12 protein-coding genes and 1 pseudogene are annotated in these 13,057 nt (G+C 61.5%); 8 read left to right on the forward strand and 5 right to left on the reverse strand.

Annotation, left to right across the window (positions count from 1 at the left end; genetic code table 11):
- Positions 1–317 (reverse strand): annotated as a pseudogene (locus EOA33_RS09130) (sugar phosphate isomerase/epimerase); the annotation flags it as partial.
- Positions 318–897: 580 nt separating this feature from the next.
- Here EOA33_RS09130 and EOA33_RS09135 point away from each other — a divergent pair.
- Positions 898–2,034: a Gfo/Idh/MocA family oxidoreductase gene (locus tag EOA33_RS09135; protein WP_127405457.1), complete on the forward strand. Its 1,137-nt coding sequence runs from the start codon at positions 898–900 to the stop codon at positions 2,032–2,034.
- Positions 2,035–2,228: 194 nt separating this feature from the next.
- Here the strand turns inward: EOA33_RS09135 and EOA33_RS09140 are convergent, their stop codons facing one another.
- From EOA33_RS09140 to EOA33_RS09150, 3 genes are all read right to left on the reverse strand, one after another.
- On the reverse strand, positions 2,229–2,909 hold the full coding sequence (locus tag EOA33_RS09140; RefSeq protein ID WP_127405458.1) for a GntR family transcriptional regulator: 681 nt from the start codon (positions 2,907–2,909) through the stop codon (positions 2,229–2,231).
- 125 nt (positions 2,910–3,034) lie between these two features.
- Complete coding sequence (locus EOA33_RS09145; protein WP_190234237.1) at positions 3,035–3,556, reverse strand: flavin reductase family protein; 522 nt, start codon at positions 3,554–3,556, stop codon at positions 3,035–3,037.
- Positions 3,557–4,031: 475 nt separating this feature from the next.
- On the reverse strand, positions 4,032–5,003 hold the full coding sequence (locus tag EOA33_RS09150) for a LysR substrate-binding domain-containing protein (RefSeq protein WP_245482277.1): 972 nt from the start codon (positions 5,001–5,003) through the stop codon (positions 4,032–4,034).
- 130 nt (positions 5,004–5,133) lie between these two features.
- Here EOA33_RS09150 and EOA33_RS09155 point away from each other — a divergent pair, with 130 nt between their 5' ends.
- The 7 genes from EOA33_RS09155 to EOA33_RS09185 all read left to right on the forward strand — a co-directional run bounded on the left by EOA33_RS09155 (position 5,134) and on the right by EOA33_RS09185 (position 12,271).
- Entirely contained in the window at positions 5,134–6,660 is a 1,527-nt protein-coding gene (locus tag EOA33_RS09155; RefSeq protein ID WP_127405461.1) for a sugar ABC transporter ATP-binding protein, read from the forward strand.
- On the forward strand, positions 6,657–7,661 hold the full coding sequence (locus EOA33_RS09160) for an ABC transporter permease (protein WP_127405462.1): 1,005 nt from the start codon (positions 6,657–6,659) through the stop codon (positions 7,659–7,661). The genes EOA33_RS09155 and EOA33_RS09160 overlap by 4 nt, the downstream gene beginning before the upstream one ends.
- 22 nt (positions 7,662–7,683) lie before the next feature.
- Positions 7,684–8,646 (forward strand): substrate-binding domain-containing protein, encoded by a 963-nt coding sequence (locus EOA33_RS09165; protein WP_127405463.1) that lies wholly within the window; start codon positions 7,684–7,686, stop codon positions 8,644–8,646.
- Between the two features lie 63 nt (positions 8,647–8,709).
- Entirely contained in the window at positions 8,710–9,603 is an 894-nt protein-coding gene (locus EOA33_RS09170; protein WP_127405464.1) for an amidohydrolase, read from the forward strand.
- 40 nt (positions 9,604–9,643) lie between these two features.
- On the forward strand, positions 9,644–10,393 hold the full coding sequence (locus tag EOA33_RS09175; protein WP_127405465.1) for an SDR family NAD(P)-dependent oxidoreductase: 750 nt from the start codon (positions 9,644–9,646) through the stop codon (positions 10,391–10,393).
- Between the two features lie 19 nt (positions 10,394–10,412).
- The gene (locus EOA33_RS09180; RefSeq protein WP_127405466.1) at positions 10,413–11,252 is read left to right on the forward strand and encodes a transketolase; all 840 of its coding nucleotides are present in this window, start codon (positions 10,413–10,415) and stop codon (positions 11,250–11,252) included.
- A complete protein-coding gene (locus EOA33_RS09185; RefSeq protein ID WP_186815515.1) occupies positions 11,249–12,271 on the forward strand; it encodes a transketolase family protein in 1,023 nt (340 codons plus the stop codon). Before EOA33_RS09180 ends, EOA33_RS09185 begins: the two co-directional genes overlap by 4 nt.
- 34 nt (positions 12,272–12,305) lie before the next feature.
- Here the strand turns inward: EOA33_RS09185 and EOA33_RS09190 are convergent.
- Positions 12,306–13,057, reverse strand: a 752-nt coding sequence (locus EOA33_RS09190; RefSeq protein ID WP_145989093.1) for an ROK family protein, incomplete at its 5' end; no start/stop codon positions are given.

Raw genomic sequence — 13,057 nt, forward strand, 5'->3', positions numbered from 1 at the left:
GTCATCACCTGTATGCCCTTTGCCCCGACGAGGTGTGCCAGTCTGAAGGTAGACTCCGCCTCCATCATCAAATCGGCTTCTGACGCGCCTCCCCTCTCAATATCGAAGACGGCGCCGAAACCCGGTATGTCGATGCCTTCGAGCCTGGCGAGCAGTTCCTGTTCGGTGAACCCTGCATCGAGGAAGCCCCGCAGTTTTCTGGTTGATGGATCTATGCCGTCGAAACCGACCGCTCGCGCCACATCGATGTCCATGATCAGGGGCACGTGCCAAGCCACTGACGAATGCAGGATCAGCCTGTTCTTCTTTTCCGTCATTTCGCGTCCATCAACTCAAGGAACCGCCAAGCCAGCCCTCACGACCCCGCAACTCGAAGGATCAATCGCATTCAGTATGCAATTTGCGATTCAGGCTGTCAACGTTCGTCTCCCCGATCATCAAGTGGAGAAAGATGCCTTTAAAAACCGCTCCCGGAGGCGCCGAGGTCACGAATGTTTTCTCTTGACAGGACGCTCACTCAAGATTGAATACTGGATACACAAACGCTCGCGGCAGGGTTGGAAATAATCGATGTTCACACCGGCCTTCAGGCTATGGCGCAGGCCAGTTGAGAGAGCTCGGCTCGGAAGCCGGCGCGTCCCCGGCCACCGATGCGGCCTGGGAGCTGAAATCCGGCTCTCCGAGAGGGCCTTTCGACATGGGCTTGGGCTGTCGGAACATCGCCTTGGCCGCGCATTTCGCCAGCATTCCAAAAGCTTCTGGGCAGACCTCAGAAATCAGACTTGATAGATGCTGAGGCCCCTGTTTCCAAGTTGTTAAAGCGCTCGGAGATCTGCGCACGTAACGGGGCCTGTTTCTCGATCGATCGCGATTGCAAGTTCAACTGGAGAGGCTCCGATGACGGAGGCAGATGCATTCGGCCGAAGGCTGCGGCTGGGCATGGTGGGTGGAGGCGGCAGCAGTTCGATCGGGCCCAGCCACGCCTCGGCAGCGCGCCTGGACGGTCGTTGGGAGCTGGTTGCGGGCGTCTTCTCCCGCAACCCGGAGCGGACCAGACAGGTCGCGCGAGACCTCTTCATCGACCCGCAAAGAGCCTATGCAGACCACACTGAAATGGCTGCGCGCGAGGCTGAGCGCCCGGACGGCATCGACGCCGTCACGATCTGTACGTTCAACGAAACCCACTATGAAATCGCCGATGCGTTTCTTGCCAAGGGCATACACGTAATCTGCGACAAGCCGCTAGTAGTGAACCGCGAGCATGCCCGCGCCCTGAGCGCAAGGGTGGCCGAGACTGGTCGATTGCTTGCAGTAACATACACCTATTCGGGCTATCCCATGGTGCGAATGGCAAGGGACATGATTGCCGGGGGCAGGCTGGGCCAGATCCTATCCGTCCAGGTGGAATATGCGCATCAGTACCAGACGCAGGCCTTCGGCAAGAAGGAATGGCAGCACGACCAGACCAAGGCAGGAGCGCTCGGTGTCGTGGCGTCGCTTGGGACGCATGCATTCCATCTGGCCGAATATGTCAGCGGGCTACGTGTAGAAGCGCTGGCTGCGGATTTGGCCAGCTTGCGCAATCCGCTCGACGACCATGTCAACATGTTGCTGCGCTTCGAAGGTGGAGCCCGTGGAGCCCTTTGGACCACCTCGATAGCTCACGGCTGTCCAAATGGCCTTGCACTGCGTGTGTTCGGATCCGATGCCGCGATCACCTGGCACCAAGAGCATCCCGAACAACTCACCTTTACGGCATCCGGGCAGCAGCCGGTTGTCTTTGCCCGAGGCGGCGCGGGCGTCAGCGCCGGAGCGAAAGCAGCCTCCAGAATTCCTGCCGGCCATCCCGAAGGTTATCTCGAGGCGTTCGCCAACATTTATTCAGCGGTGGCGCGGGCAATTTCGGAAGGTCGAAACACGCCCGACAATGGAGACTTCCCCACCGTTCACGACGGGGCAAGGGGCGTAGGCTTCATGTTCACTGCGCTACGGTCAGTCGGGGCGGGAAGCGTGTTCGTTCCATTCGAGTTATGAGCGTTTCCCCAAGAGCCGCCTGTGGACAGGATGGCGTCGAGACTTCGCTCCGAGGCGCTTCGATGAAGATCCCTTAGAGCTCGACCATGTGAACCAGGAAGGAAACGACGCCGAGGATATCTCAAGCGATGAGGCAGGATTCATGACTGGCCGGACCTTTGGGTTGACGGCGGTTTTGCCCTGCGAAGAAACCGTCAGCCTTTCTCGGCTTGATCGGGTGAGATCCAGCTTTGGAGTATCCAGCGCCGGAACATGTCCATATGCGCGGAAAGCGTTGTGGTCAGCCTGTTGACGTCGCGCGCACGAAGCGCATCGAGTTCGTTCTTCATGACCCAATATTCTATGTGCAGCCATTGGCGGTCATCGGTAGCGCGACTGGCCAGCCTGACGCGGGTCAGATGATCCTGCAGCCGTCCAAGTATCAAGCAGATAAGATCGTTCTCGCAGTATGTCAGGAACATGCGCTGCAGATGCTCATAGGCCTCGCGAACCGGGTATGGATTGCCCGCTTCCACGTTCGGTCGGATGTTTTCGAGCACCATCGCGAACTCCTCGACCGCGTCTGCCGGTATGTGGTCTATCGACTGTACCGCGACTTGAATCTCGAGGGCCTTGCTAACCTGGTAGACATCGTCGATGTATTTTCTATCGAGCGCAGCCACCTGCAGGAACTTCGCGTCTACATGATTGACCAGACCATCTTCAACCAATCGCTCCACCGCCGCCCTGATTAGCGGTTCGCCGATGTCCAGACGCTCTGCAAGGTCGCTTTCGGAGATCAGTTCACCGGGTCGCAAATTGCTGTCAACGATCAGCTTCTTGACCATCGCGTAAGCCGGCACGCCAACCGCTGCATTCTTTTCAAGTTCCTGCACGGTAATCAGTGCTCCCTACCTAAACGACGGCGGCGCCATGTTCGTCATGAAAGCCGACGGTCGTTCAAATCCGTGGTTTGGCAAAACCTGTGCCTCAGCTTCGATGCAATGCCGCGATTGTGCGCCTACTTGTTGTTTGGCCGGTCCGAAGGTGCCCTGCGAGAGCTTCCAGGATGGGCCGAAAGCAAAGCGTAATTGCGAGCGTGATAAACCAAAGGAGAAGCATCGGCTGTGCCGCCGGCGACCAGGCGTCCAACGACAATCGTATGGTCGCCAGATTCAATCAGGGAATCCACCTGACATTCCGCATATGCACGCACGTCCTTGATCACGGGAGCACCCGTGGTTTCGCCAAAAGCCCAATCTATGCCGCCGAACTTATCGCCTTGACCGAACGCGAACTGATCTGAGATCCACGATTGATCGCTGGCCAGAAAATTGACCGCGAAACGCTTCTGGGCCCGGATGACCTGAAGCGTGTATTTTGACGATTGCAGACATATGACCAGCTGCGGGGGGCTCAGCGACAGGGACATCACTGCACTGACGGTCAACCCGACCGGCGCTCCACCGGAGTCGGTTGCCGACACGATGGTTACGCCACTGGGAAACCCGCCGAATATGCCACGAAAGGTGTCGGCGTCCACACCTGCCCGGTCTCCTGGATTTTGCTCATCTTTCGAAGTTGAGGCGACCGTCTGAGATGTCATGCCCGTGTGCCAGCCTTCGATTGCGTACTGAATTCTGCATACACTAGCGCGCATGAATGTGATTTGCAAGCCAGGTCGCTAGCCAAATCCACCTCGCAGGGCCTTGGGAGGCCTGTTTGCGTAGTCGAGGAACTCCGCAGTGCGCAACGGGAATCTGTAGGTGTGGTCGGAGGTGTTCAGCGTTAGGTCCTGAGCAGCCAGGAGGGTCTCAAGGCCACAGCTTGCAACGGGGTACGGTTGCACTGAGCCGAGCAGCTCACGACATTGGAAGAAATGGATCGCCCACATAGTCTGGTCGAAAACAAAACAAGCGAGATCGGCGCTTCCAATCCCCAGATAACTTTATTCTACCTATGTCGCGAACTGGCTTGTTTGGAGCGTGGAATCCAGCAAGAGCGCCAGATATTCTTGTTCAAGCCATGGCGGCGGGCTTGTCATCCCGCAATCCGAAATGAGGCCGTCGTTCAAACGATATGCGCAGCCCTAACTCGGACATAAAATCCCGAGCACGGTCTGTGTCGCGCCTGCCGACCCGCGACACCCATTCGGAAAACAGGCGCACCGCGCGCCGGTTCATATGCCGCGAAGGACAGACAAGCCAGTATCCGGGGAACTCTATCACGTCGAACTCGGTCGAGACGGGCACCAAAGCGCCCGAAACAAGGTCCTCGAACGCAATTGACGTGCTTTCCAGAACCACGCCCGCTCCATCCTTCGCCAGCTGAACCGACATCGAGGAGCGGTCGAAACGATAGGGATAGGTCATGCGCGCGCCCTGGACACCGTTACGCGGCAGCCAGTAATCCCAGCGGAAATAGGCCTTCACGCTGTCGATCAGTCTTGCCTGGCGCAGCTGCTCGCGCGGGTCGGATGAAAGCCTCTGTAGTTCGTTGAGATAAGAAGGCGAGCACATCGGCAGGATCAGGTCGTTGACCACGCAATCCGAATAAAGGCCGGCCCAGCCCCCGTCGCCGTAGCGAAGATCGAGATCAATGACCTCAGTTTCGAAATCCGAAAAATTGGGTGTCGCGTCGACCCGCAGATTCCAGGTCGGATAGTCCTTGCTGAATTCAGCCAACCGCGGCGCCAGCCATTTTTCGCCAAAGGACGGGCTGACCCGGAGGCTGAGTTGAAAGCTCTCGCGCTGCCGAACGATGGCGTTTCGAACCTCGCGGATGGATTCGAAGGCTTGCGTGGTGGTCTGGTAGAGCCGCTCCCCGTCGATCGTCAGGGAAAGGTGGCGCTTTTCGCGCTGGAACAGCCGCACGCCCAACTGGTGCTCCAGCAAGCGCAGTTGCTGGCTGACGGCCGAAGGCGTCACCTGCAATTCCTGCGCCGCTTTCGCCACGCCGCCGAGGCGCGCAACGGCTTCGAAATGCGCCATCGACTTGAACTTGATGTCCGACATATCGTGATCGTCAGTTAAGTTCAGCTACACAGAATGTTAAGAAACGAGAATTGAGCCGAATGTCAATCGGTCGCATCATCCCTGCGATCTCGGGAGGAGATGCAGGATGGAAACGGCCCAGGGCCTGGGCGTCGCCGGCAATGTGAGCGCGGCCGCACAGGCATCGACCAGGACGCCTCTGATCGACGCTGCCAATGTCGAGAAGACCTACGGCGCAACCCGCGTCCTGCGCGGCGTGAGCTTTCAGGTCCGGGCAGGCGAAATACATGCGCTGCTGGGCGGCAACGGCGCCGGCAAGAGTACCCTCATCCGCATCATCACAGGCCTTACCTCCCGCGATGCCGGCGAGGTCGCCTTCACGTCGGCGAAGCTCGGCCGGGGCGGCCCGATCATAGCGGTGGTGCATCAGGAGCTGGCGCTGCTGCCCGAACTGTCGGTCGCGGAAAACATCGGTATCGTGCATGCGAAGTCCGGCCTGTCGCAGAGCAGCCGCCGCCGCATGCGCGACATCGCGCTCAATGCGCTGCGCCTGATAGATGCGGCGATCGGCGAGGAGATCGTGGACCTCCCGGCGGCCAAATTGTCCCTGCATGAAGGGCAAATCGTGGAGATCGCTCGCGCGCTTTCAACGGGCGCCGAAGTGCTGCTTCTCGACGAGCCCACCGCCAACCTGACCGCAGGCGAGACGGCCAAGCTTTTCTCCGTGCTGAAGCGTTTGGCGCGCGACGAGGGTATCGGAATCGTATTTGTCTCGCACAGGATGCGGGAAATCCGCGAGCTCTGCGATGTTTGCACCATCCTGCGGGACGGCATCACTGTGGCGAATGGGACGCCGCTTGCCTCGCTGAGCGACGCCGAGATCATCCAGCAGATGGGACAATCGACCCACCGTTCCGGCGCGCAGCTCAAGCGGCGGGAGCGCAGCCGAGAGGGTACGCCGGTGGAGTTGCTGGGGCCCGACGGCGCCATTTTGGAAATCTGGCCCGGCACCATCTTGGGGCTGGCCGGTGCACCGGCGGGTCCGACGGGCCTGATCGATCCCCTCGTCGGCGCGGGAAAGGGCGCCGGCTGGCGCCTCTCCGGCGAGGGTCTCGCAGATGGCTTCCCCTCCCCGGCCGCGGCGGCGCGCGCGGGCATCGGCTTCGTCTCGGGTGACCGGGCAGCGAAGGGCATCCTTTCGCAGCTTCCGATCGTCGACAACGTGCTTGCCGCGCGCAGGGTTCGCGACAACCGGCGGATCGTCGGCGCCGCCGAACGGCAGGAATGTTCCGATCTGGTCTCGGCGCTCAAGTTGAAGGCGGGCTCGATCTGGGACCTTCCGGCGTCGCTGTCCGGCGGCAACCAGCAGAAGCTGATCGTTGCGCGCTGGCTCGGATTGCCGCTGCGCATGGTGGTGCTGGAAGAGCCGACGCGCGGCGTCGACATCGGCACCAAGCACGATATCTACGCGCTGATCCGCGAGATGGCGGATACGGGAGCAGTCATTGTCTGGTGGTCGACCGAGAACGTCGAGCTGCTCGAGCTGTGCGATGTGATCTTCGCCTTCGACACCGAGGGGCGCCCGAAGGGGTTTCTGCCAGACGAGCGCTTCACCGAAGACGGGCTCGCCGAGCTGACGGGGATGGCAGCATGACCGACGCAACCAACGGCGCCGCGACGGCCAAGAAGGCTCGGGCCGCCGGGACCCGCGCTCCCGGGATTCTTCTGTCCTACCGCACCGAGGCCGCAATCGCCGGCGCGATTGTCGTCCTGTTGCTGGCGGTGGGCATATTCGTCCCCGCGGCGCTCAGCATGGGCAACGTCCAAAACATCATCCAGGCCGCCGCGCCGCTCATCATCATGTCGCTCGGCGTCTTCTTGGTCGTGGTCACCGGCGGCATCGATCTTTCGGTCGGCTCGGTGTTCTCGCTGACTGGAATGGTCACGGCGCTGGCAATGGCCAATGGAGCGGACGATCTTACCGCCAGCCTGGCAGGCTTGGCCGTGGGGCTGGTATTCGGAGCGATCAACGGGTTTCTCGTCACTGTCGTCAGGCTTGCTCCTTTCGTCGTCACCCTCATCACTTACGCGGTGGCGGGCAGCCTGGCCTTCATCGTCACCAACGGTCGCTCGATGCCGATCAGCGCGCCGGATTTCTGGCTGCTGAATTCCGGCGAGATCGTCCCCGGAATCCCCAATCATCTTCTGTTCTGCATCGTCCTGATGGTCTTGCTGGAATATGTGCTGCGCAAGGTCGTGCTGGGTCGCTGGTTCTATGCCGTCGGGTCATCGGCGACCGCAGCCCGGCTGCTCGGCATTCCCGTGCTTCGCATCAAATTCGCCGCCTATGTCATTTCCGGCCTGCTCGCCTCGTTCGCCGGGCTGCTGACGGCGAGCTACATCCTCAATGCCGAGGCAACGGCCGGCGCCAGCCTGATGCTGCAGGCGATTGCCGCGGTCGTCATCGGCGGTGCCAGCCTCTTTGGCGGAACCGGCAGCGCGATCGGCGCGGTGCTCGGCGCGCTGATGATCACCTGCATCCAGAACGGCGTGAACCTCATCGGCGTCAACAGCTTCTGGCAAGGCTCCGTCACCGGCGCCGCGATCCTGCTTGCGGTTCTGATCGACCGCTTCAGCAACAAGAACCGACTCTAGATCATCAACGGGAGGAACCAAGATGAAGTTGAAGAGCATCCTGATTGCAGCACTGGCGGCGTCCGCCTTGTCCAGCGCATCATATGCCGAGGACAAGAAGACCGTCGCCTATATCGCGCCCTCGCTGGACATCTCCTACTGGCAATGGGTCGGGTACGGCGTGAAGGAGAAGGCCAAGGAACTCGGCATGGACTATGTCGAGTACACTTCGGAGAACTCGCCGGCCAAACAGATGGACAATGCGAGGACGGCCGTGACAAAGGGGGTCGCGGCAATCGTGATCGGTCCGGTCAGCTCAACATCGACGCCGCCGCTGCTCGATTATCTGGAAAAGCAGAAGGTGCCGATCGCCTTCGCCGGCATCGGTCCGCAGCCGGGACTAACCAACTACACATCTTCTGTCACCGCAAACAATTATGAGACCGGCAAGGCGCAAGGGAAATTCACCTGCGATCTCGCCAAGGAGCGCGGCGGCAACAAGGTAGGCATGCTGTCGCTGCCGCAGGACCGGGAGAATGCGCAGAAGTATCTCAAGGGCGCCAAGGAGGCGTTCGCGGCAGACGGCTGCGACCTGGTCCAGATGCTTGAAACCCGGGGCCTCACCATCAACGAGGCTGTCACCCAGGGAAACGACCTGCTGACTGCACATCCCGACATCAAGGCTATCTACGGCATGTATGATGAGGCCGGGAGCGGTGCCGCAAAGGTGGTCGAGACCCGAGGCCTCACCGGCAAAGTTGGCATCACCGTCGCCGATGGCTCACCCACCACCATTGCGCTGCTGAAGAAGGGGGCGATCCAGGGCATCTTCTTCCAGGAAGCGGTCGGCCAAGGCATCGACGGCACCCAGCAAGTCTACAACGCCCTGACGGGAGGCAAGGTGACCCAGGATCTGGCCCTGGTGATGCCATTGGTCACCGCCGATAAGGTCGACAGTCCCGAGGCGAAGAAGGTTATCGCCCGCGTTTTCCCCCCGAGCAACTGACCGCCTTCGAACGGACCCGCCGGCGAAGCCGGCGGGTCCAGCAGCAAGCGAGGGACCCCGACCGTGGCCGAACTGCCTTTCATCGATCCGCATCATCACCTTTGGGATTTGGAGACCCACTATTATCCATGGCTGACCGATGGCGTTAAGCCGGCCGCCTTCGGCGACTATGAGGCGATCCGCAAGAGCTACCTGATCGACGACTATCTGGAAGACGCCAAGAACCAGAACCTGGTGAAATCGGTGCATCTGGACGTCGGGTTCAATCCCGCCGATCCGGTTGGGGAGACGCGCTGGCTGCAAGGCATCGCCAACAAGCGGGGCTTTCCCCATGGCATCGTCGGCTATGCCGACCTGTCCAAGCCCGATGTCGGCGACCTTCTTGACCGACACATGGAATATCCGAACTTTCGCGGCATCCGGCAGTCGATGAATTACCATGCCGATCCCGCCAAGACCTATCTGGCGCGGCCGGAGGTCAGCCGGACACCCGAATGGCGGCGCGGCTTCCGCGAGTTGGCGAAGCGCGGGCTGAGTTTTGACCTGCAGCTCTATTATCCGCAGATGGGCGAGTTTCTTGAATTGGCGCGCGCCTTTCCCGACGTGCAGATCATTCTCAACCATACCGGCATGCAGGTCGACGGACCCGAGCATTTCGACGCCTGGAAGAAGGGCATGCGCCAGCTGGCGCAGGCGCCGAACGTCGCCTGCAAGATCTCGGGTCTCGGCATGGGCGACTGGACATGGACGACGGCGTCGATCCGTCCCTATGTCGAGGAGGCGATCGCCGCCTTCGGCATCCATCGATCGATGTTTGCGACGAACTTCCCGGTCGACAAGCTGTTCTCGAGCTTCGACGCCGTCGTGAACGCCTTCAAGGAGATCACGCGACACTATCCGCGTGAAGAGCGGCTCGCGCTGTTCCACGACAACGCCGCCCGGTTCTACCGGCTCTAGATCATCCGCCAAGAGATTGGAAAAAGCAGGAGAGTTCGACATGTTGCTGAAGGGCAAGGCTGTGGTCATTTCAGGCGCCGCGAGCCCACGCGGGATAGGCCGCTCCACGGCAGCGCTGATGGCCGAACATGGGGCACGCGTCGCGATCCTCGATCTCGATGAGGAACTGGCGCGGGATGCCGCCGCTTCGCTCGGAGGCGACCACATGGGCCTCGCCTGCGACGTCTCCGACCTCGCCGCATGCAAGACAGCGGCGGCGCAAGTCACCGAAAACTTCGGCAAGGTTGACGTGCTCTGCAACAATGCCGGCATTACCCAGCCGGTGAAGACCCTGGAGATCAGCCCAGGCGATTGGGACCGCATTCTCGACGTCAATCTACGCGGTGTGCTCTATCTCAGCCAGGCTTTCATTCCCCACATGCGCGAGAATGGCGGCTCGATCATCTGCATGTCATCGGTTTCGGCGCAACGCGGCGGCGGCATCTTCGGCGGCCCGCATTACTCCGCCGCCAAGGCGGGCGTGCTCGGCCTGGCAAAGGCGATGGCGCGCGAATTCGGACCCGACCGCATCCGCGTCAACTGCGTCACGCCAGGCCTGATCCAGACCGACATCACCGGCGGCAAGCTGACGGAGGCCATGCGCGCCGACATCATCAAGGGGATTCCGCTCAGCCGCCTCGGCGAGGCGCGCGACGTGGCTGGCGCCTACCTGTTCCTCGCGTCGGATCTGGCCAGCTACATCACCGGCGCCGTGATCGACGTCAATGGCGGGATGCTGATCCATGGCTGAGGGGGCGGCAGAATTTGAGATGCCGCGCTCGGGCAGCAATATCAGCCTTGCCGAACGGGCCTATCGCATCCGCCGGCATGCCGTGCGCATGGGCGAAGTCCAGGGCCAGGGCTATGTGGGCCAGGCGCTTGGCATCGCCGACGTGCTCGCGGTCGCCTATTTCCATGCGCTTCGCTATCGGCCAGATGAGACGCTATGGGAGAAGCGCGATCGCTTTCTTCTGTCGATCGGACATTATGCGATCGCGCTCTACGCGGCATTGATCGAAGCAGGCGTGCTGCCGGAGGAAGAACTCGAAACCTATGGCACGGACGACAGCCGCATGCCGATGTCCGGCATGGCCGCCTACACGCCTGGAATGGAGATCACCGGCGGCTCGCTCGGCCATGGGCTCGGCATCGCCGTCGGCATGTGCCTGGGGCTGAAGCGCAAGCGGAGCGACAGTTTCGTCTACAATCTCTTGTCGGACGGCGAGCTCGGTGAGGGCTCGACCTGGGAAGCGGCGATGTCGGCCGCCCACCACAAGCTCGACAATCTCATCGCCATCGTCGACTTCAACAACCAGCAGGCCGACGGTCCGTCGACGGCGACGCTGTCTTCCGAGCCGGTGACCGATAAGTTTGAGGCCTTCGGCTGGCACGCACAGCGTGTCGACGGCAATGACATCGAGGCGGTCCGCGCGGCATTCGACATTGCCCGGGACCTCAAGGAGCCGCGCCCGCGCATCATCGTCTGCAACACGCGCATGGCAAAGGGTGTGCCTTTCCTGGAGGCCCGCGAAATCACGCATTTCATCCGTGTCGAGCCGGATGAATGGACGCTGGCGCTCGAGGCTCTGGAGAAGGGACGTCCGCAGTGAGGTTGTCAAAATTCGAGCCACGTCAGGCTGTCATTGCCGGAGAGCGCAAGACCACCTCGGCGATGATCGCCTCGATCGCCCCGGACGGCATTCCGACGCGCAGCGCCCCTTTCGGCCACATGCTCGCCAGGCTGGCACATCAGCGGAACGGGATCGTCGGGCTCACCGCCGATCTTGCCAAATACACCGACCTTCATGTCTTCGCCCAGGAACATCCGGATCGCTTCTATCAGATGGGCATGGCCGAGCAGGTGCTGATGAGCGCGGCTGCGGGGATGGCCCGGGAAGGGTTTACGCCATTTGCAACGACCTACGCCGTCTTTGCCTCACGTCGCGCCTACGACTTCATCTGCATGGCTATCGCGGAGGAAAAGCTCGACGTGAAGATTGTCTGCGCCCTTCCGGGACTGACCACCGGTTACGGCCCCAGCCACCAGGCGACGGAAGACATCGCCATCTTCCGCGGCATGCCCAACTTGACGATTATCGATCCATGCGACGCGATCGATATCGAGCAGGCCACCGAGGCAATCGCTGACCACAAAGGGCCGGTCTATATGCGGCTCCTGCGCGGCAAGGTGCCGGTGGTCCTCGACGGGTACGACTACCGGTTCGAGATCGGCAAGGCGCGGCTGCTGCGCGAAGGGGCCGACGTGCTGTTCATTTCCAGCGGCCTGATGACCATGCGTGTGCTGGAGGCCGCAAAAGCTCTCGAATCGGACCGTATCGGCTGCGCTGTGCTGCACGTTCCAACGATTAAGCCGCTCGACGCAGAAACGATACTTACCGCGGCGCGACGGACCGGGCGAATGGTGGTGGTTGCGGAAAACCACACCTTGATCGGCGGGCTGGGCGAAGGTGTGGCCGCCCTGCTGATGCGCGAGGGTGTGAGCCCTGTCTTCCGGCAGATCGCGCTCCCCGACGAGTTTCTCGATGCCGGGGCTCTGCCGACGCTTCACGATCGCTACGGGATGTCGACAGCTGAGGTCGCGCGCCGTGTTCGTGAATGGGCTAAGTAGGTGACCAGATCGCCCTCTTCGCTCATCAACGAGCCTAGACACCTGATATCTGCAGTCCCAGGCCTGCGACCTCGCCTGGGCTGCTTTCAAAGTCGAAGAGCCTTTGGGTCGCAAGCGCCGCCGCGCCACGCGCCCAGGAATCGTCTGCCCAGTCTGGCGTGATTGGTGGCGGGCTCCACAATGCATAGCGCTTCAGTGCGTCGCGCATCGGCTCGAACAGAAAATCGCCGAAAGTGACGGCTTCGCCGCCGCCGACAATCACTTCCGGATCGACGATGTTGCAGAAGCCGCCAAGGAATCTTCCTATTCCCAGGCCTGCCTCCCGCAACAGATCGATTGCTGTGCTGTCGCCGGCCTGAGCCGCGCTCAGCATGTCGTGGCGTGTGACCTCCCCCGATAGGCGACGGGCCTCTTTCCATCGCCGCACCAAGGCCGGCTCCGAGAAAAAGGTCTGCAGGCAGCCGCGTCGGCCGCATTCGCACAGCGGACCATCTGGATCGTATATCGAGTGACCCATCTTGCCCGCGGCTCCATTCGCCCCGTGATGGACCGAGCCATCGATCACGACCGCGCAGCTGATCCCGGCGCCGATGGCCAGCGCGCCGACGGTTCGATGATGCCGGCCAAGGCCGAACAGTTGCTGTGCAAGCGCGAAAGCATTGGTGTCGTCGTCCGCCCAGACCGGCACATGCACGAGTTCGGCAAGCATGGCGGCAAACGGCACGTCGGCCCAGTTGAACCGGTGGCTCAGGCGACAGACGCCGTTCTCGATGACGCCTGGTATCG

It is taken from the genome of Mesorhizobium sp. M4A.F.Ca.ET.050.02.1.1 (genome assembly GCF_003997725.1).
Taxonomy (GTDB): Bacteria; Pseudomonadota; Alphaproteobacteria; order Rhizobiales; family Rhizobiaceae; genus Mesorhizobium.

Coding starts and splice junctions, on each gene's coding strand:
- EOA33_RS09155 (WP_127405461.1), top strand. CDS start 5,134: ATGGAAACGGCCCAGGGCCTGGGCGTCGCCGGCAATGTGAGCGCGGCC.
- EOA33_RS09165 (WP_127405463.1), top strand. CDS start 7,684: ATGAAGTTGAAGAGCATCCTGATTGCAGCACTGGCGGCGTCCGCCTTG.
- EOA33_RS09175 (WP_127405465.1), top strand. CDS start 9,644: ATGTTGCTGAAGGGCAAGGCTGTGGTCATTTCAGGCGCCGCGAGCCCA.
- EOA33_RS09150 (WP_245482277.1), bottom strand. CDS start 5,003: ATGGCGCATTTCGAAGCCGTTGCGCGCCTCGGCGGCGTGGCGAAAGCG.
- EOA33_RS09135 (WP_127405457.1), top strand. CDS start 898: ATGACGGAGGCAGATGCATTCGGCCGAAGGCTGCGGCTGGGCATGGTG.
- EOA33_RS09160 (WP_127405462.1), top strand. CDS start 6,657: ATGACCGACGCAACCAACGGCGCCGCGACGGCCAAGAAGGCTCGGGCC.
- EOA33_RS09180 (WP_127405466.1), top strand. CDS start 10,413: ATGCCGCGCTCGGGCAGCAATATCAGCCTTGCCGAACGGGCCTATCGC.